This window comes from Polaribacter sp. L3A8 (genome assembly GCF_009796785.1).
Classification (GTDB): Bacteria; Bacteroidota; Bacteroidia; order Flavobacteriales; family Flavobacteriaceae; genus Polaribacter.
Genome location: NZ_CP047026.1, coordinates 2,210,678 through 2,229,592, shown reverse-complemented (window position 1 = coordinate 2,229,592; position 18,915 = coordinate 2,210,678). Strand labels below are relative to the sequence as shown.

General features: G+C 30.8%; 20 protein-coding genes and 3 tRNA genes. 7 read left to right on the top strand and 16 right to left on the bottom strand.

Annotated features, from left to right (window positions below; genetic code table 11):
• Window positions 1–95: 95 nt before the first annotated feature.
• Window positions 96–281, bottom strand: coding sequence for a hypothetical protein (locus GQR92_RS09225; protein ID WP_158838949.1), 186 nt, complete (start codon window positions 279–281; stop codon window positions 96–98).
• 277 nt (window positions 282–558) lie between these two features.
• Between GQR92_RS09225 and GQR92_RS09220 the strand changes: the two genes are divergently transcribed.
• Both GQR92_RS09220 and GQR92_RS09215 read left to right on the top strand, forming a co-directional pair.
• Window positions 559–903, top strand: coding sequence for a HopJ type III effector protein (locus GQR92_RS09220; RefSeq protein ID WP_158838947.1), 345 nt, complete (start codon window positions 559–561; stop codon window positions 901–903).
• A 110-nt stretch (window positions 904–1,013) separates the two neighbouring features.
• A complete protein-coding gene (locus GQR92_RS09215; RefSeq protein ID WP_158838945.1) occupies window positions 1,014–1,586 on the top strand; it encodes a uracil-DNA glycosylase family protein in 573 nt (190 codons plus the stop codon).
• Here GQR92_RS09215 and GQR92_RS09210 read toward each other — a convergent pair.
• Window positions 1,572–2,567 (bottom strand): hypothetical protein, encoded by a 996-nt coding sequence (locus GQR92_RS09210; protein WP_158838943.1) that lies wholly within the window; start codon window positions 2,565–2,567, stop codon window positions 1,572–1,574. The genes GQR92_RS09215 and GQR92_RS09210 overlap by 15 nt on opposite strands.
• A gap of 192 nt (window positions 2,568–2,759) precedes the next feature.
• Window positions 2,760–3,350, bottom strand: a complete 591-nt coding sequence (locus GQR92_RS09205) for a carboxymuconolactone decarboxylase family protein (RefSeq protein WP_158838942.1) — start codon at window positions 3,348–3,350, stop codon at window positions 2,760–2,762.
• A gap of 127 nt (window positions 3,351–3,477) precedes the next feature.
• Between GQR92_RS09205 and GQR92_RS09200 the strand changes: the two genes are divergently transcribed.
• Together GQR92_RS09200 and recJ are read left to right on the top strand one after the other, a co-directional pair.
• The gene (locus GQR92_RS09200; protein ID WP_105047599.1) at window positions 3,478–3,909 is read left to right on the top strand and encodes an OsmC family protein; all 432 of its coding nucleotides are present in this window, start codon (window positions 3,478–3,480) and stop codon (window positions 3,907–3,909) included.
• A 14-nt stretch (window positions 3,910–3,923) separates the two neighbouring features.
• Window positions 3,924–5,609 carry a single-stranded-DNA-specific exonuclease RecJ gene (gene recJ, locus GQR92_RS09195; protein ID WP_158838940.1) on the top strand — a complete coding sequence of 562 codons (1,686 nt, stop codon included), beginning with the start codon at window positions 3,924–3,926 and terminating at the stop codon, window positions 5,607–5,609.
• A gap of 208 nt (window positions 5,610–5,817) precedes the next feature.
• On the opposite strand, the gene GQR92_RS09190 is transcribed toward recJ, so the two are convergent.
• The 5 genes from GQR92_RS09190 to GQR92_RS09170 form a co-directional block, all read right to left on the bottom strand.
• Entirely contained in the window at window positions 5,818–8,223 is a 2,406-nt protein-coding gene (locus GQR92_RS09190; protein WP_158838938.1) for a helix-turn-helix domain-containing protein, read from the bottom strand.
• Window positions 8,224–8,281: 58 nt separating this feature from the next.
• Complete coding sequence (locus GQR92_RS18170) at window positions 8,282–8,560, bottom strand: type II toxin-antitoxin system RelE/ParE family toxin (RefSeq protein ID WP_158838936.1); 279 nt, start codon at window positions 8,558–8,560, stop codon at window positions 8,282–8,284.
• Window positions 8,560–8,997, bottom strand: coding sequence for a hypothetical protein (locus GQR92_RS09180; protein WP_158838934.1), 438 nt, complete (start codon window positions 8,995–8,997; stop codon window positions 8,560–8,562). The genes GQR92_RS18170 and GQR92_RS09180 overlap by 1 nt, the downstream gene beginning before the upstream one ends.
• Before the next feature lie 238 nt (window positions 8,998–9,235).
• Entirely contained in the window at window positions 9,236–10,444 is a 1,209-nt protein-coding gene (gene odhB, locus GQR92_RS09175) for a 2-oxoglutarate dehydrogenase complex dihydrolipoyllysine-residue succinyltransferase (protein WP_199269120.1), read from the bottom strand.
• Window positions 10,445–10,594: 150 nt separating this feature from the next.
• Complete coding sequence (locus GQR92_RS09170) at window positions 10,595–13,327, bottom strand: 2-oxoglutarate dehydrogenase E1 component (protein ID WP_158838932.1); 2,733 nt, start codon at window positions 13,325–13,327, stop codon at window positions 10,595–10,597.
• 185 nt (window positions 13,328–13,512) lie between these two features.
• Here GQR92_RS09170 and GQR92_RS09165 point away from each other — a divergent pair.
• Window positions 13,513–13,586, top strand: a tRNA-Asn gene (locus tag GQR92_RS09165).
• A 110-nt stretch (window positions 13,587–13,696) separates the two neighbouring features.
• Here GQR92_RS09165 and GQR92_RS18080 read toward each other — a convergent pair.
• The 6 genes from GQR92_RS18080 to GQR92_RS09145 form a co-directional block, all read right to left on the bottom strand.
• Window positions 13,697–14,005: a transposase gene (locus GQR92_RS18080; protein ID WP_254712457.1), complete on the bottom strand. Its 309-nt coding sequence runs from the start codon at window positions 14,003–14,005 to the stop codon at window positions 13,697–13,699.
• A 91-nt stretch (window positions 14,006–14,096) separates the two neighbouring features.
• Complete coding sequence (locus GQR92_RS18075) at window positions 14,097–14,684, bottom strand: ISAon1 family transposase (protein WP_441339144.1); 588 nt, start codon at window positions 14,682–14,684, stop codon at window positions 14,097–14,099.
• Window positions 14,671–14,898, bottom strand: coding sequence for an ISAon1 family transposase N-terminal region protein (locus GQR92_RS18240; RefSeq protein ID WP_441339143.1), 228 nt, complete (start codon window positions 14,896–14,898; stop codon window positions 14,671–14,673). The genes GQR92_RS18075 and GQR92_RS18240 overlap by 14 nt, the downstream gene beginning before the upstream one ends.
• Before the next feature lie 162 nt (window positions 14,899–15,060).
• Window positions 15,061–15,714, bottom strand: coding sequence for an ISAon1 family transposase (locus GQR92_RS09150; RefSeq protein ID WP_368074156.1), 654 nt, complete (start codon window positions 15,712–15,714; stop codon window positions 15,061–15,063).
• A gap of 35 nt (window positions 15,715–15,749) precedes the next feature.
• Window positions 15,750–15,914 (bottom strand): hypothetical protein, encoded by a 165-nt coding sequence (locus GQR92_RS18165; protein WP_233269879.1) that lies wholly within the window; start codon window positions 15,912–15,914, stop codon window positions 15,750–15,752.
• Window positions 15,915–16,018: 104 nt separating this feature from the next.
• Window positions 16,019–16,396: an ISAon1 family transposase N-terminal region protein gene (locus tag GQR92_RS09145; RefSeq protein WP_158838034.1), complete on the bottom strand. Its 378-nt coding sequence runs from the start codon at window positions 16,394–16,396 to the stop codon at window positions 16,019–16,021.
• 228 nt (window positions 16,397–16,624) lie between these two features.
• On the opposite strand from GQR92_RS09145, the gene GQR92_RS09140 reads away from it, so the two are divergent.
• Window positions 16,625–16,698: transfer RNA gene (locus tag GQR92_RS09140), tRNA-Asn, on the top strand.
• A gap of 110 nt (window positions 16,699–16,808) precedes the next feature.
• Here the strand turns inward: GQR92_RS09140 and GQR92_RS09135 are convergent.
• A complete protein-coding gene (locus GQR92_RS09135) occupies window positions 16,809–17,798 on the bottom strand; it encodes an ISAon1 family transposase (protein WP_158842077.1) in 990 nt (329 codons plus the stop codon).
• Window positions 17,785–18,135 (bottom strand): ISAon1 family transposase N-terminal region protein, encoded by a 351-nt coding sequence (locus tag GQR92_RS09130; RefSeq protein ID WP_158838929.1) that lies wholly within the window; start codon window positions 18,133–18,135, stop codon window positions 17,785–17,787. The genes GQR92_RS09135 and GQR92_RS09130 overlap by 14 nt, the downstream gene beginning before the upstream one ends.
• A 707-nt stretch (window positions 18,136–18,842) precedes the next feature.
• Here GQR92_RS09130 and GQR92_RS09125 point away from each other — a divergent pair.
• A tRNA-Glu gene (locus GQR92_RS09125) sits at window positions 18,843–18,914 on the top strand.
• The last annotated feature ends 1 nt before the right edge of the window (window position 18,915 follow it).

Here is an 18,915-nt window from a genome sequence, read left to right as displayed (position 1 = left end):
AAAGATTGGATGAATTACTTTAAAGATTATCAAACGAATTGATTTATAAAAGTACTTACCTTTTATATTTGAAAGTATATAAACTGACTCCATAACTATGAATTTTTATTCTTTTTATGATTCCAAAAATATTTTGGGCTAGTATTTTCTTCAAAGCTTTCAATTTCTTTAATTGTTGCTTTAGGGAATAATAACTTCAAAGAAATTACCCTTATAAGTTTCCCGAATTTTAAAACTCCCAAAAGACTACAAATTGCAGTTATGATTAAATATGTTTCCATAATTTTTAATTTTATTTTGCTAAAGTATTTTTTTCAATATTATTTTTTAAGACATGAAAAAATCATTAATTAACTATTTAAAAACAAAGCTTCTAATTATCTTTGATTTAAAATAGTGCATAAAAAAACAATACTTTTTGCTAAAGTATTTTATTAAAATTTACTTTTAAAAAAAGATGGTAATTAATAGAGACTAAAAGATGAGTGAGGTGCAAGTAGTTGAAAATTAATTAATTAATTAATTAAAAAAAAATAATAACTTCAAAACAAATAAGAAATGATCATTCAAGAACTCATAACAAAATTAAAATCAAATCCAACATCAATTAACTTTGCAGACACAATGCAAGTAATTGAAGATAACTACAATTTTACTCCAACTACTTTTACAAACGGAGATATTAAAAATAACGCAGGCGAAAATTCTGGTTCTTGTAAGTTATTTGCATTTGCAAAACATCAAAAATTAAGAAAAGAAGAAGCCTTATTTTGTTTTGGAGAACATTATAAAAATGTTTTAGAAGATGAAAATGGAGATGCTCATCAAAATATTAGAAACTTTATGAAATCTGGTTTCGATGGTTTGTCTTTTGATGGTGAAGCTTTAGAATTGAAATCATAAACTTGTTTTAGAATCTGTTTGTCATTTCGAAATGAGTTTTTTAACGATTGAGAAATCTCATTTTTAATTTTTTTTTACTAATGCTGGAATTTTTATCAGAATTATAAAAAATGCAAAACCTCTTATCAGAAATAAAACAATGTACAATTTGCGTTCCTTATTTAGATTTGGGCGCTAACCCGATTGTTAGTGCTCACCAAAATTCTAAAATTGTTATTGTTGGGCAAGCTCCAGGAACCAAGGTGCATGCATCCGGAATTCCTTGGGACGATGCAAGTGGAAAACAACTAAGGAAATGGCTAAATGTTTCTGACGAAGAATTTTACAATGTAGAAAATTTTGCCATTGTACCCATGGGGTTTTGTTATCCAGGAAAAGGAAAAAGTGGAGACAAGCCACCACGTAAAGAATGTGCACCAAAATGGCATCAACAATTATTTGAGTTAATGCCAAACCTAGAAATGATTATTTTAATAGGAATCTACGCACAGAACTATTATTTAAAAGACAAGGCTAAAAGAACGCTTACAGAAACGGTAGATAATTATCCGGAGTATTTACCAAAATATTTTGTAATGCCACATCCATCACCAAGAAATCGTTTTTGGTTGACTAAAAACCCCTGGTTTGAAAGAAATGTTATTCCTGAATTACAAAAAAGAGTCGCTTTAATTATCGGATAAAAACTTAAGTAGAATTTTTGTTTTTCTATTTTCAATTTTCTGATACAAGACATTAAAGAATTTTTTTCTTTCTACAGCAGCGTCTCCAGAGAGATTATTAGAAAACTCTATTTGAGTTTTTAGATGTTTTTGAATCTGGTTTGTTGTGTTTTCATCACTTATCTTAAAGTAACTTAAATTAGTGTAGGGAACAAACACTTTTTTGTTGGTGTCAGATTCCATAAGTACTGTATTTAATAATGAAACTAAGTTGTTGTGATATAAAAGATAACTGTTATCACTTTTATTCCTTTTTTGATTTTTAGCTTGTTTTTCAACCTGTTCTATAGATTCAGTCAAACTATCTATAATACTTATGGACTCTTCTTTTGTGGTGAGTCCTACTTCAAAAAAGTATTGTATTTGGTTTAAGATATTATCTATTGTAGAGTAATTCCAAATTTCTATTAGCGCTACTTTGTTATATTTATTTAAAAAAGTATTGTATTTTTTTAGGATTTCATCCGAAGGATAGAATTTAGAAAAAGGAAGTTTTTTTACGTCAGGTTTTTCACTAGACATGTTTGTTAATGCATAGATTCTAAATTTAGAAAAATAACCATTTCCTGCATGATAAAGAGGGTAGTCTTTAAGGGAGTTAATTATTAGTAAATTATTAGAATTACATAAACTTTGAATTTCCTTTACTGATTTGTCGAAAAAGATATCCAAAAAACTGTCAGAAATTTCATGATGAGTCTTTTCTATAACTATTTTTTCAACGTCATTTTTTGATTTAACTAATAACGTATTTAAATCTATATTATAATGATTAGATAGTTTTAATGTTTCTACTAAATTTAAAGATGTTTTTCCTTTAATTCTTCTATAAGCTGCATCATAATTTAAATCTAAAACATCTGAAATGTCATCTATAAGAGAAACATTTTTAGGTAGCTTTAGTTTAATTAAATTAAATAATTTTTCTTCTACTTTTTCCATGAAATTTTCTAAATCTTAAATTATACAAAATAATAAATTAAATTTTGCATTATTTACAATAGTAAAGTAATCTTATTTTACTATTTTTGATTGTTAAATTTGAAGAGGTTGGGGGACCTTAATAATTTATTTAGCCTTCTCATGTAAAAATGAGAAGGTATTTTTTTTATAGAAGTACAATGTACTGTTTTTTTATTTATGTTTTCCTATTTCAAAACCATGTTTTCCTAAAATTTTATTTCCACTTTCAATGGCATCTTTTTCTAGTGTAGTTCCCATAGAATCATTCCATCTATTTAAGTAGCCAAAAAGAGAAATTACGCCTAACATTTCTACAATTTCGCCTTCATCCCAATATTTATATAACTCGTCTTTAATTTTAGAGTCTACAGCATTTGGTACCATAGAAGCAGCTAATGAAAAATCTAATGCAGCTCTTTCGGCATCAGAAAAAGCAGGGTGTTTCTTATATTCCCAAATATTATCTAATTGCTCTTGTTCTGCTCCATAACGCTCTGCAGCTCTAATTGCATGCGCTTGACAGTATCTACAACCTGTAGCATTACTAGAAACCCAAGCAATCATTCTTTTTAAAGCGGAGGTAACCTTACCTTCATTGGCCATGACAGCTTTGTTTAAGTTAATAAAAGCTTTAGAAATTGCAGGTCTTCGTTGCATTGTTAAAACAGAATTTGGGCAAAAGCCTAATGTTTCATTAAAAAATAGGGCTAATTCTTTTGTTTCTACATCGTGTTCTGATGATAATGGTGTTACTAATGGCATATTTTTATTTTAGATTGTATAGATTTATTCAATTTTAGACTTAACTTATAAGCGTTTTCTTATTTTTGTAAGAAGAAGTACAATTTACTATTTCAATTTTAAAAATCTATAATAATATATATTTAATATGGCTACAAATATTGTAACAACTACCTGGAAAGAAAATATGCAATTCGAATCTGATAATCCAAGTGGATTAAATTTGACAATGGATGCAGGAGAAGAAAGTGGTGGAGAAGGAAAAGGATACAGGCCTAAAGCATTAATGTTAGCTTCTTTGGCTGGTTGTTCTGGTTTAGATGTAATTTCTTTGTTAAAGAAAATGCATGCAGAAGTTGCCGATTTTAAAATAGATATTACAGCAGAATTAACAGAAGAACATCCTAAGTTTTACAAAAAAGTAAAGGTAGATTATCATTTTAGTGACACAGAATTACAACCAAAAAAAATACAAAAAGCGGTAAATTTATCTGTAACAAAGTATTGTGGTGTTATGGAAATGTTTCGTCAATTTGCTGAGGTAGATATCGAAATTCATTTACATAAAATAGAGCTTTAATTCAAAAATCTAGTATGAGATGGACGTTAAAGCCAAAGCCAGATAAGGAAAAAGTAGAAAAATTAGCAGAAGAGCTTCAGGTTGATAAAACAATAGCTGCTATTCTTTGTCAGAAAAATATTGAAACATTTGAGAAGGCTAAGAATTATTTTCGACCAAGTTTAGATGAAATTCACGATCCTTTTTTAATGAAGGATATGGATCTTGCTGTTGCCAGAATTGAAGCTGCAATTGCTAATAACGAAAATATTTTGGTTTTTGGTGATTATGATGTAGATGGCACAACTGCGGTTTCTTTAGTAGCCTCTTATTTAAAAACGATTCATCCAAATATTGCAACTTATATTCCAGATAGATATGCCGAAGGTTATGGCGTTTCTTATATGGGAATCGATTTTGCACACGACAATGATTTCTCTTTAATCATTGCGCTAGATTGTGGTATAAAAGCAATTGATAAAGTGGCGTATGCAACCGAAAAAAATGTCGATTTTATTATTTGCGATCATCATAAACCAGGAGATGAAATTCCTAAAGCAGTTGCCGTTTTAAATGCAAAAAGAGAGGATTGTACATATCCTTTCGATGAGCTTTGTGGGTGTGGAGTAGGGTTTAAGTTAATTCAGGCTTTGGGTGTTTCTAGAAATCAAACAATAGAAGATTTTATTCCGTATTTAGATTTGGTTGCTACCGCAATTGCTGCGGATATTGTACCAATGAATGGAGAAAATAGAGTTTTGGCTTATCATGGTTTACAAGTGATAAACGAAAGCCCGAGAAACGGAATTAAAGCCATCATTCATCAAACTAAAAAATCTGAATTAACGATTACCGATGTTGTTTTTACAATTGCACCAAGAATAAATGCTGCAGGTAGAATGAAACATGGTAATTATGCGGTAGAATTACTAACTGAAATGGATTTTGATGCAGCGGTTGAATTTGCCGCTGCCATAGAGATTTTTAATGCAGACAGAAAAGATTTAGATAAGAAAATTACAGATCAGGCTTTAATTCAGATTATTGATAATGAAGAGGAGCAAGATTATTCTTCTGTAGTGTATCAAGAAGATTGGCACAAAGGTGTTATTGGTATTGTAGCTTCTAGGTTGATAGAAAAATATTACAGACCAACATTAGTATTTACTAAAAGTGGCGATAAATTAGCAGCTTCTGCTCGTTCTGTTAAAGGCTTTGATGTATATAATGCTTTGCATGCCTGTGAAGAGTTTATAGAACAATTTGGAGGACATAAATATGCTGCAGGTTTAACTTTACTGCCAGAAAACTACGAGAATTTTAAAAAGAAGTTCGAAGAAGTTGTAAGAGAAACTATTGATAAAGAGCAGCTAACTCCAGAAATTTCTATAGATGCAGAAATAGATTTGTTAGAAATTACACCTAAGTTTTTTAGAATTATTCAGCAAATGGCACCTTTTGGACCAATGAATATGAGACCAACTTTTAAAACAAGTTGTGTTAGAGATAATGGTTACGGAAAACAAGTTGGAGCAGATAAAAAACATTTAAAATTAAATGTTTTTCAAGGCGATAATAAGAAGACTTTTAATTCTATTGGCTTTGGTTTGGGTGATAAAATGGAGTTTGTTCAAAATGATTTTGATATTGTGTACGCCTTAGATGAAAATGTGTGGAATGGTAATACATCGATACAATTGTTGTTGAAAGATTTGAAATAAAATACCAACTGCCATTCCGAAATGAGCCTTTTTAGATTCCTCCTCATTCTTCATTCGGAGTGATATGCTGTATTTTAATAAAAAACCCACTCCTAAATCAGAAGTGGGAAAATTGCTATGAAAAAGAAAATGATAAGAAAGTATCTTGTCATATATCTTTAGACGTTTGTTTTTCGAAAAACTTTCATTTTATTACAAAAAAAACAAATTAATTTTCCATAGAAAGTAAAACCATTCTTAACTCCATGAAAGTAAATGATTTATCTACTTTTTCTTTTAATTCCGTTAAGCTTTTAAATTTAGTATTTTCTATAGCATCTATAATTTTTTTATACTTTTTAACATCTATTAGCTCTAAAATATCAACATCACCAGAAGGAATATAACTAGCCAAATGACTTTCTATGGTTCCGGTGGTTAAACTTCTTTCTTTAACGATTTCTTTTATAGAAAGACCAGACTTAAATAACTCGAAAGTAATCTGTTTGGTTGGTTTCTTGTCTTCTTTCTTTTGTTCGTTCTGGTTGTTAATTCCATTTTTTTTGCAATAATCATCGATAGCTTCTAAAATAGGTTCTCCGTATTTAGTAACACGAGTTTTCCCCATTCCAACAATTTTAAGCAATTCACTTTCGTTTCTTGGTAAAGAATCACACATTGCATATAGTGTTTCTTGCGTAAAAATTTGAAAATGTGGAATTCCTAAATCCTTTGAAATTTCGTCTCTTAATTCACGTAATTTTAACGCTAAAATTGGGTCGCGTTTAGAGGCAACCGTTTTCTTTTTAATAGGAGCAGATTTTTGTAAAACAGCTTTAGCTCTTATCTTTAAATAATCTTGTACTTTAAAACCATTGTTCATTTTTTGAAGCGCAAAAAGTTTTTCCATTAATTTTTCTTGTAAAGAATCAAACTGTGTAGAAAAGTCTTTTTTTACGGCTTTATTATCGGTAGAAAACTGAATAGCATTTAAAGGTTTTAAGATGTTTCCTTTTGTTTGGGTTATAAAGTACTCTACCGCTTTTGTGAAACGCTCCTGTACTTGAGAACTATTTTCAGGTAAAACGTTGTCTTCAGAAAATTGCGCTAATTGGTTTCTAAACCCATTAGAGACTTTCATTAAAGCTACAACACCTTCGTCTTTTATGGTTTGCAAATGATCTATAACATCTCCTTTTATACTAGTTTGATTCTTATAGAAAATATCAATCATTCTAGAAATAGGGTATAAAAACGGAAGGTAATCGAACAATTCTGCAATTAAATTCAACTGAAAATTCTTTTCAGATTCGTTTAAAACATGCTCATCTGGGTGGTTTTCTTCTACACCTTCATTAAAAACACTTACGGTTCTATCGTTTATAATGGCGTTGCTTGTAATTGGCGTTTTTAAAACCAAACCTTCTAAAGAAGTACATCTACTTAGGGCAACATAGGTTTGCCCATGCGCAAAAGAAGCTTCTGCATCTATAATAGCTTTTTCAAAAGTTAAACCCTGACTTTTATGAATGGTAATTGCCCAAGCCAATCGCAAAGGAATCTGAGAAAAAGAACCAGAAATATCTTCTTTTATTTCTTTTGTTTCTTCGTTAATAGAATAATTAATGTTTTCCCAAGTTTCTCTTTCTGTAACAATCTCATCAATTTCATTAGGGCATTGTACGGTTACATTTTGTAGAGAAATATCGGTTATAATTCCTATTTTTCCGTTGTAATATCTTTTTTCTGGTGATGAATCATTTTTGATAAACATCACTTGTGCTCCCATTTTTAATTCTAATTTTTCAGCATTCGGATACGAGTTCTCATTAAACTTACCAGAAATTTCTGCTTTAAAAAAGTAACTTTTGGTGTTTAGTTTATTTAATTCAGAACTGTTAATTAAATTGGCTCTGTTATTATGTGTTGTTAATGTAATATAACCATCATCTTTGGTAGGAGAGAAGGTAGGATTGTAGTTTCTATTTAAAATTTCGGCAGATTTTTCTGATAAAGTGTCGGTTCTAATTTCATTTAAAATGGTAATAAAATCTTCGTTTTTCTGACGATAAATATGTTTCAGTTCTATAGATACAACATTAGCTTCTTGATACGCTTTACTACTAAAAAAGTAAACCGTATTATAATGTTGTTGTAATAAACTCCATTCGTTTGGTCTAACAACAGGAGCTAATTGTTGTAAATCACCAATCATTAAAACCTGTGCCCCACCAAAAACTTTATTTCGGTTTTTATAACGACGCATTACTTGGTCTATACCGTCTAATAAATCGGCTCTAACCATAGAAATTTCATCGATAATTATTAAATCTAACGATTTTATAATATCTATTTTGGTTTTATTAAACTTACGTTGTGCATTCGAAGTATTTGCAATTTGGTCGGGTAAAATAGGACCAAAGGGCATTTGAAAAAAAGAATGAATTGTAACACCTTTTGCATTAATTGCGGCAACACCTGTTGGCGCCACAATAACCATTCTTTTTAATGATTCTTTTTTTATTTGATGTAAAAAAGTAGTTTTTCCTGTACCTGCTTTTCCGGTAACAAAGATATTTCTATCTGTCTTATCAATAAATTGTAGGGCAAGTTCTAGTTCAGGGTTTTTTGGCATTTTAACTTTTTAGCGCAAGGTACTAATTCGGTTTAAAAGAAATTAGAGTGATTTTATTTTATTTATAATATCTCTTTTGATGGAGTATTTTTAATACAAATATGATGTCATTCTCTATAAAATAATGAATAGAAAAAGGAAAATTCTTCAAATTTGCAACTCGTATATTTTTGTATCTTATTTGAAAAAGGAGAGGATTATTTTTAATTTCTAGAATTGTGTTTTTAAAGTATACTTGAAATTTATCTGCTAATGTATTGGAAATCTTATTGTAATAATCTAAACCTTCTTTGTAATCTCTAGTTGAATTCTCTAAAAAATTTAAAGTATAAACCATTAACGTTTTACGCGTTTAAAAAACTCTTCTTCACTAATATAGTTCAATTCTTTACGATCGTGTTTTTTCAATAAATCATCCATCATTAATTTGTATTCGTCAGATAATTCAAATTCAATTGCTTTTTCTTTTAAAATAGTTTCCATATAATTTATTAATTTATCACCTTTTTTTTCTGCTTGAAATTTTAGTAATGCTAATGTTTCAGGTTCAAGAGAAACTTTACGCATTACAATACTAGATTTTAAATTTTTTAAAGAAATATAATTTTCAGGATTTTCATTAACTTCTAAAATACGTTTATCTAAAATTTCTTTATGCGCATCATTTAATTCAATTTCCCCTGAATTTTGGGCAATATAAGATAGGAAGTCTTCTAAATTTTTAAAATGATTTTTAGAGATATTAATAGGTTCATTAAAAGAAATATTTTTCATAACTTTTTTGTTCTTAACCAAATATAAGAAATTTATTTAACTATAAGCAGTAGGTAAAACACTCGTTTACTTACTTTAAATAAAGCCAACAAACAGTTTTAGCCCTGATTGAGCGGTTTGTTTGAGCTCTTTTTTGAGGTACGAAAAAAAAGCGAGTAGCGAAAGCAGGAAATAGCTACAAATAAAAAATCCCAAGCAAAAGCTCAGGATTTTAATATGTATTAAGCAACATTGTTGCCTACATTTCTAATGCTTTTGCAGGGTTGTTGTCCATCAATAATTCTACTGGGTTTTCTAAAGCTTCTTTAACAGCCACTAAGAAACCAACAGATTCTCTACCATCTACAATTCTATGATCGTAAGATAAAGCAACATACATAATTGGTTGAATTACAATTCCGCCATTTACTGCCATTGGTCTGTTTACAATGTTGTGCATACCTAAAATTCCACTCTGAGGAGGGTTTAAGATAGGTGTAGATAACATAGAACCAAATACACCACCGTTTGTGATTGTAAAAGTTCCACCAGTCATTTCATCAATAGTAATTTGTCCGTCTCTAGCTCTAATTGCTAAACGTTTTACTTCAGATTCTACACCTCTAAAAGATAAGTTTTCAGCATTTCTAATTACAGGAACCATTAAACCTTTTGGTCCAGAAACTGCAATAGAAATATCCTGAAAATCGTTCTTAATTTGGTAATCTCCATCAATCATAGAGTTTACATCTGGAAACAATTTTAAAGCTCTAACAACTGCTAAAGTAAAGAAAGACATAAAGCCTAATCCTACACCATGTTTTGCTTTAAAAGCTTCTTTATATTCTGTACGTAAGTCAAAAATTGGTTGCATGTTTACTTCGTTAAAAGTAGTTAACATAGCTGTTTCGCTTTTTACAGCTACCAAACGTTCTGCAACTTTTCTACGTAACATAGACATTTTCTTGCGTTCTGTACCTCTAGAACCACTAGCAGGTTGCGTTCCCATAGAAGGTACTGCTTTTACAGCATCATCTTTGGTAATTCTACCAGCTTTTCCAGTACCTGTTACGGCAGCAGGAGCAATTCCTTTTTCTGCTAATACTTTTTTAGCTGCAGGAGAAGCTGTTCCGGTTGCGTAAGTTGCCGCTTTTGGCGCTTCTTTTACTTCAACTTTCTTTTCTTCTTTTGGCGCTTCTGTTTTTGCAGGTGCATCACCTTCTGGTTTTACAGCACTTGTATCAATTAAACAAACAACTGCACCAACAGCAACGGCATCACCTTCTTCGGCTTTTAAAGTGATAATTCCACTTTCTTCAGCAGGTAATTCTAAGGTTGCTTTGTCAGAATCTACTTCTGCAATAGGTTGATCTTTTTCAACGTAATCTCCATCTTCGACTAACCACGTTGCAATTTCTACTTCTGTAATCGATTCTCCCGGAGAAGGAACTTTCATTTCTAAAATCATCAGTTCTTGTTTTACTTTATGCTGAACTATTTTCAGCTTTTAATTTTAATTTTTCTTTTATTACTTGGGCGTTTTAACAGGCTTTCCACTATATCTTTTTATTTTCCTTACAGTCAAATAAAAAGGATGTCGTTTCAATCCTTAACGCGCTTACTCGTTGTTAAAAACGCTATCGATAACCGCTTTATGACGTTTTTTAAATCTTGTACTAGAACCAGCTGCAGGTACTGCGTAGTATTTACGAGAACGAACCGTTAGTTTAACCAACTCAAAACGCTCTAACATATAACTCCAAGCGCCCATATTTCTTGGCTCTTCTTGTGCCCATATATATTCTTCTACATTAGGGTATCTATCTATTACTTTTTGAATCTTTTCTAAATGTAGTGGAAATAATTGCTCTATTCTTACTAAAGCAATATCATCTCTTTCTAATATTTCTCTTTCTTCCAATAAATCATAATAGAATTTACCCATACAGAAAACTATTTTCTTTACTTTTTTAGGTGCTAGTGTATCATCTATAACTTCTTGAAAATCGCTAGTAGCTAAATCTTGAATTGTATTTACGGCTTTCGGGTGACGTAATAAACTCTTAGGAGTAAATACAATTAATGGTTTTCTATACGTACGTTTCATTTGCCTACGTAACAAATGATAAAAGTTAGAAGGTGTTGTACAATTTGCAACCGTCATATTATCTATGGCACATAATTGTAAGTAACGTTCTATTCTTGCAGATGAATGCTCAGAACCTTGCCCTTCATAACCATGAGGTAATAAGACAACAATTCCGTTTTGTAATTTCCATTTATCTTCTGCAGCAGAAATATATTGGTCGAACATTATTTGAGCTCCGTTAGAAAAATCTCCAAACTGAGCTTCCCAAATAGTTAAGGTGTTTGGGTTTGCCATGGCATAACCATAATCAAAACCTAATACACCATACTCAGACAATAACGAGTTGTAAATCGTCATTTGTCCCTTATTATGTGGGTTTGTGTTTAGTAAGTTAATACGTTCTTCTGTAATTTCATCACGTAAAATAGCGTGTCTGTGAGAAAACGTTCCTCTTTCTACATCTTGTCCAGAAATACGAATATTATATCCTTCTTCCATCAAACTTCCGTAGGCAAGAGTTTCTGCCATTCCCCAATCTAAATTATTGGTTTCAAAAACCATTTTAGCTCTTCCTGCTAAAATACGTTCTGCTTTTCTAACAAATTTTACATTCTGAGGAACTGTAGAAACAACTTTTGCAATATTTTTTAATTTATCCTCATCATATTTTGTGTTGTTGGTAAGCAACATGGCGTCTAAATCTTCACGCTCATATCCTTCCCAAGTAGATTGCATAAATTCTCTAACAATAGATTTTTCTACTTTTTTTGCTTCATCAAATTCTCTTTCAAGCATTTGTTTGAATTCTGTAGTAATCTCATTTAAATAAGAGTTATTTATAGAACCTTCTGCAAGCAATTGTTCTGCATAAATATCTTTCGGACTTTTATGTTTAGAAATTGCTTTGTATAATGTTGGTTGTGTAAAACGAGGTTCATCACCTTCATTATGACCATATTTTCTGTAGCCTAATAAATCGATAAAAATATCTTGTTTAAACTTCATTCTAAACTCTAAGGCCATTTCCATTGCGTGACAAACAGCTTCTGTATCATCTGCATTAACGTGTAAAACAGGCGATAAGGTTACTTTTGCTACATCAGTACAGTATGTACTAGAACGAGCGTCTAAGTAATTGGTAGTAAAACCAATTTGGTTATTTACAACAATATGTATGGTTCCTCCAGTCTTATATCCATTTAATTTTGCCATTTGAGTTACCTCATAAGCAATACCCTGACCAGCAATAGCTGCATCTCCATGAATAATTATTGGTAAAATTTTACTAGAGTCTCCATTGTATTTTCTATCAATCTTAGCTCTAGTTATTCCTTCAGCAACTGCTGCAACCGTTTCTAAATGAGATGGATTAGGAACTAAATTCATTTTAATTTCGTTACCATCTCTATAGGTTTTACTTAGTGTTAAACCTAAATGGTATTTTACATCACCATCAATATCTTCATCTTCAAAATCTTTCCCTTCAAATTCACTAAATAAATCTCTAACAGGTTTCTTAAAGATGTTTACTAAGGTGTTTAAACGACCTCTATGTGCCATCCCTAAAACACATTCTTTAACTCCGTATATTTCTGCGGCATCTCTTAATATAACACTTATACCCGGAATTAAAGTTTCTCCTCCTTCTAAAGAGAAACGTTTTTGACCTACATATTTAGTTTGTAAAAAACTTTCAAAAGTAACTGCCTGATTTAGTTTTCCTAAAATATATTTTTTTGCTTCTATAGAGTAATTTGCATGGTTGTCGTTTTTATTAAAACGATCATGCCACCACTTTAATTTCTTAGGATTACGCATGTACATGTATTCTACACCAATAGATTCACAATAGATACGTTGTAAGTTTTTTATGATATTTGTAAGTGTAGTTTTACCTAAGCCTAATACTTCACCTGCCGAAAATTCGGTATTTAAATCATTTTCAGATAAACCAAAATTATCAATATCTAAAGTAGGCTCGTATTGTCTTCTATCTCTTACAGGGTTTGTCTTGGTAAATAAATGGCCACGTGTTCTGTATCCATTGATTAAATCTAAAACAAAAAATTCTTTACGAACTTCATGAGGTATTTCAGAGGAAACATTTTCTTCTTTTAAAGAATAATTTTCATTTGCTAAATCATAACCTTGAAAGAAGCTTCTCCAACTTGGCTCTACTGCATCGGGGTTTATTAAATATTTATCATATAAATCAGCTATAAAGCCTGTGTGTGCTGCGTTTAAAAACGAAAATTTGTCCATATTGTAGTTTGTGCTTTTGTAAATAAGCTATACGTATTAGCAAAAATACAAATTTTGAAATAAAAGGTTATTTTTTTTTCTTAAATATTGTATAAAATATTTTTTTCAATTTTTTTTAAAATGTTTGCACAAGTAATAAAAAGATGTATATTTGCACTCGCTAATCGCAATTATGCGAAGCAAACTCCTTCTTAGCTCAGTTGGTTAGAGCATCTGACTGTTAATCAGAGGGTCCAAGGTTCGAGTCCTTGAGAGGGAGCAAAAAAGTCTTATCTTAATTGATGAGACTTTTTTTTTGTTCTAATTTTTCAAAAAAATAAATTGATAAGGTTTTATAGGATCAAGTCAAAAAGTTGTGGGATTTAAGAATTACGCAAAAATAGTAGTAAGTCTATATAAGAAAAAATCCACATTTCTGACGCCTCTAAACTGTGCTCTAAAGGCTTTAATTTTAGCATTGAATGATTCTGCTGATGCATTCGTACTTCGATTATCAAAATAGTTTAAGATGTTTTTATAATGTATCGACATCGTTCTAGCTATAGTGTTGAAGCTTTTAAAGTGTGCCTGTCTTACTTTTTCATCCCATTTAGCAAGTCTTATAAGTGCTGATGTTTTGTCTGTAGTGTTATTGAATATCCAAGATAGATTTTGACATAACTTGTATGCTTTCTCTATATCAGGATATTTTTCAAACAGTATTTCTGCTCTTATGGCTTGATTTTTAGTCCATTTATACTTGATTTATATAATAGATATCTGCTTCTAGCTAATAGTTGTTTGAGAGTATCTCCATTAGGTAATAGTTTTGGGTGTATTTTAAAGATTTATTTCTGGTGTTTTCAATGGCATCATTCTCAGCATCAATCGCTTCCCATCTGTGTTTAATTCTTATTTCTTGCAGTGCATCTAATGCTAATTTTTGCACATGAAAACGGTCTATTACTAAGGCAGCATTTGGAAAGGATTTCTTGACTATAAGCCCCATATTTCCTGCCATATCCAAGGTTACTTCCATGACTTTCTTCCTATGTTTTAAAGGAATTTTATGAAGTATTTTTATGACAACTTCAGCTTTAGTTCCTTTGATCATGGCTACTATTGCGCCTTTCTTTCCTTTAGCTAATTTATTTGTTATTATGGTATATAAATCACCGTTAGAAAAGGCAGTTTCATCAAGTGATAAGTGAGTACCTAAATTCTTTGTGAACAATAACCAGTCTGTTGCGTGCTTCTGTTGATCCCAAGCTTTAAAATCACTTAAATAATCCTTATACTGTCTTTGTAAACTTCTGGGATTTACTCCGTAGAAATTAGCTACAGTACTAGTGCTAGTGGCGTTATTACTTACTGATATCTTTTAAAAAAGCAGCAAATTCACTAGTTATTCTAGTGCCTTTTGCTACTAATTGCCAATCTCTAGTAACCACTTTTTTAGAATTTTCCTCAACCCAACGTCGTCTAATAACGTGTAGAAAAACGTTTTTACCTCGAATTGGGAAATCTTGAACAGTAGCTTCAGGAAAGAAACCTTTAGAATTTAATTTAAGTGCTTTGAATTCTTCAGGAATCGTATTTAATTCTGTGAAATGAAATGAAGTTCTCCATTTTTAACTTCGTGTTTCGTTAGTTTAAAGTAGTCAACAAGAATTTCTGGTAATAATAGTTTTGTTAATTCAATTGAAGTGTCCAAAATAGAGATTTATTAGACTGTAAAGTTCATGCTTTTTAATTTACTCCACAACTTTTTGTGTTGATCCAAAAATAGTAGTAAGTCTATATAAGAAAAAATCCACATTTCTGACGCCTCTAAACTGTGCTCTAAAGGCTTTAATTTTAGCATTGAATGATTCTGCTGATGCATTCGTACTTCGATTATCAAAATAGTTTAAGATGTTTTTATAATGTATCGACATCGTTCTAGCTATAGTGTTGAAGCTTTTAAAGTGTGCCTGTCTTACTTTTTCATCCCATTTAGCAAGTCTTATAAGTGCTGATGTTTTGTCTGTAGTGTTATTGAATATCCAAGATAGATTTTGACATAACTTGTATGCTTTCTCTATATCCGGATATTTTTCAAACAGTATTTCTGCTCTTATGGCTTGATTTTTAGTCCATTTACTACTTGATTTATATAATAGATATCTGCTTCTAGCTAATAGTTGTTTGAGAGTATCTCCATTAGGTAATAGTTTTGGGGTGTATTTTAAAGATTTATTTCTGGTGTTTTCAATGGCATCATTCTCAGCATCAATCGCTTCCCATCTATGTTTAATTCTTATTTCTTGCAGTGCATCTAATGCTAATTTTTGCACGTGAAAACGATCTATTACTAAGGCAGCGTTTGGAAAGGATTTCTTGACTATAAGCCCCATATTTCCCGCCATATCCAAGGTTACTTCCCTGACTTTCTTCCTGTGTTTTAAAGGAATTTTATGACAACTTCAGCTTTAGTTCCTTTGATCATGGCTACTATTGCGCCTTTCTTTCCTTTAGCTAATTTATTTGTTATTATGGTATATAAATCACCGTTAGAAAAGGCAGTTTCATCAAGTGATAAGTGAGTCCCTAAATTCTTTGCAAACAATAACTAGTCTGTTGCGTGCTTCTGTTGATCCCAAGCTTTAAAATCACTTAAATAATCCTTATACTGTCTTTGTAAACTTCTGGGATTTACCCCGTAGAAATTAGCTACAGTACTTGTGCTAGTGGCGTTATTACTGACTGATATCTTTTAAAAAAAGCAGCAAATTCACTAGTTATTCTAGTGCCTTTTGCTACTAATTGCCAATCTCTTGTAACTACTTTTTTAGAATTTTCCTCAACCCAACGTCGTCTAATAACATGTAGAAAAACGTTTTTACCTCGAATTGGAAAATCTTGAATAGTAGCTTCAGGAAAAAAACCTTTAGAATTTAATTTAAGTGCTTTGAATTCTTCAGGAATCGTATTTAATTCTGTGAAATGGAAATGAAGTTCTCCATTTTTAACTTCGTGCTTAGTTAGTTTAAAATAGTCAACAAGAATTTCTGGTAATAATAGTTTTGTTAGTTCAATTGAAGTATCCAAAATAGAGATTTATTAGACTGTAAAGTTCATGCTTTTTAATTTACTCCACAACTTTTTGTGTTGATCCGAATTATAGCCGTTTTATAAGTTACAAAAGAATGTTACGAGCAATCTGTTCTTAGTGTTGATGAATAATAAAATATTTTTTTCAATTTTTTTTAAAATGTTTGCACAAGTAATAAAAAGATGTATATTTGCACTCGCTAATCGCAATTATGCGAAGCAAACTCCTTCTTAGCTCAGTTGGTTAGAGCATCTGACTGTTAATCAGAGGGTCCAAGGTTCGAGTCCTTGAGAGGGAGCAAAAAAGTCTTATCTTAATTGATGAGACTTTTTTTTTGTTCTAATTTTTCAAAAAAATAAATTGATAAGGTTTTATAGGATCAAGTCAAAAAGTTGTGGGATTTAAGAATTACGCAAAAATAGTAGTAAGTCTATATAAGAAAAAATCCACATTTCTGACGCCTCTAAACTGTGCTCTAAAGGCTTTAATTTTAGCATTGAATGATTCTGCTGATGCATTCGTACTTCGATTATCAAAATAGTTTAAGATGTTTTTATAATGTATTGACATCGTTCTGGCTATTGTATTGAAGCTTTTAAACTGTGCCTGCCTTACTTTTTCATCCCATTTAGCAAGTCTTATAAGTGCTGATGTTTTGTCTGTAGTGTTATTGAATATCCAAGATAGATTTTGACATAACTTGTATGCTTTCTCTATATCCGGATATTTTTCAAACAGTATTTCTGCTCTTATAGATTGATTTTTAGTCCATTTACTACTTGATTTATATAATAGATATCTGCTTCTAGCTAATAGTTGTTTGAGTGTATCTCCATTTGGTAATAGTTTTTGGGTGTATTTTAAAGATTTACTTCTGGCGTTTTCAATGGCATCATTCTCAACATCAATCGCTTCCCACCGATGTTTAATTCTTATTTCTTGCAGTGCATCTAATGCTAATTTTTGCACATGAAAACGATCTATTACTAAGGCAGCGTTTGGAAAGAATTTCTTGACTATAAGCCCCATATTTCCTGCCATATCCAAGGTTACTTCCATGACTTTCTTCCTATGTTTTAAAGGAATTTTATGAAGTATTTTTATGACAACTTCAGCTTTAGTTCCTTTGATCATGGCTACTATTGCGCCTTTCTTTCCTTTAGCTAATTTATTTGTTATTATGGTATATAAATCACCGTTAGAAAAGGCAGTTTCATCAAGTGATAAGTGAGTACCTAAATTCTTTGCAAACAATAACCAGTCTGTTGCGTGCTTCTGTTGATCCCATGCTTTAAAATCACTTAAATAATCCTTATACTGTCTTTGTAAACTTTTGGGATTTACTCCGTAGAAATTAGCTACAGTACTAGTGCTAGTGGCGTTATTACTGACTGATATCTTTTAAAAAAGCAGCAAATTCACTAGTTATTCTAGTGCCTTTTGCTACTAATTGCCAATCTCTTGTAACTACTTTTTTAGAATTTTCCTCAACCCAACGTCGTCTAATAACATGTAGAAAAACGTTTTTACCTCGAATTGGAAAATCTTGAATAGTAGCTTCAGGAAAAAAACCTTTAGAACTTAATTTAAGTGCTTTAAATTCTTCTGGAATTGTATTTAATTCTGTGAAATGAAAATGAAGTTCTCCATTTTTAACTTCGTGTTTCGTTAGTTTAAAGTAGTCAACAAGAATTTCTGGTAATAATAGTTTTGTTAATTCAATTGAAGTATCCAAAATAGAGGTTTATTAGAAAGCAAAGTTCATGCTTTTTAATTTACTCCACAACTTTTTGTGTTGATCCAAAGAAATGAAGATTTTTGATTCATTTCTTTAATATCTTTAGATATGTTTTTAGTCATTACTAATTTAATGTTTGCCGAAATACTTGTTACTTATTTTGATTTAATAAAAACGAAATTAAAGGAATTGTATTTCATGATTTATAGGGGGCAAAATAATCTTTTTATTATTTAATAGATGCAAGTTTATCCCCAAAGGCAGCTTTCTTTATATTACGATTGAATACTTATTCTAAACAATGCTAAAATAATTGTCTTTATAATATGAGGCATACGTATTGACAAATCTACGGGTATCTCATTACAAGAGATTTATAATTAGTAACATAAGGAATTAGGGTAACTAATGGTTTTTTATTTAAATTCCATTTCTAGCAATGCATTCATTATAATCACCGTTTAAAGGTTTTATGGGGAAACCTAGAGGTAGAGAAAGGGAGTGTTGTTGTAATGCTTTTAATTTGAGTTGAATAGGTGTGTAATATTTAACTAAAGGTAGGGTAATCTGTTTTTTAAACACTAGTTTTTTGACTCTTAATTAATTATTTTAAATAAAATAGTTATGTTTTTTTAAGTTTCCTTGCAGGAATTAAAAAACTTTGTATATTTGCACCCGCAATTAAATCATATATTAATTGTTATGGTCCGTTCGTCTAGGGGTTAGGACGCATGGTTTTCATCCATGTAACACGGGTTCGATTCCCGTACGGACTAC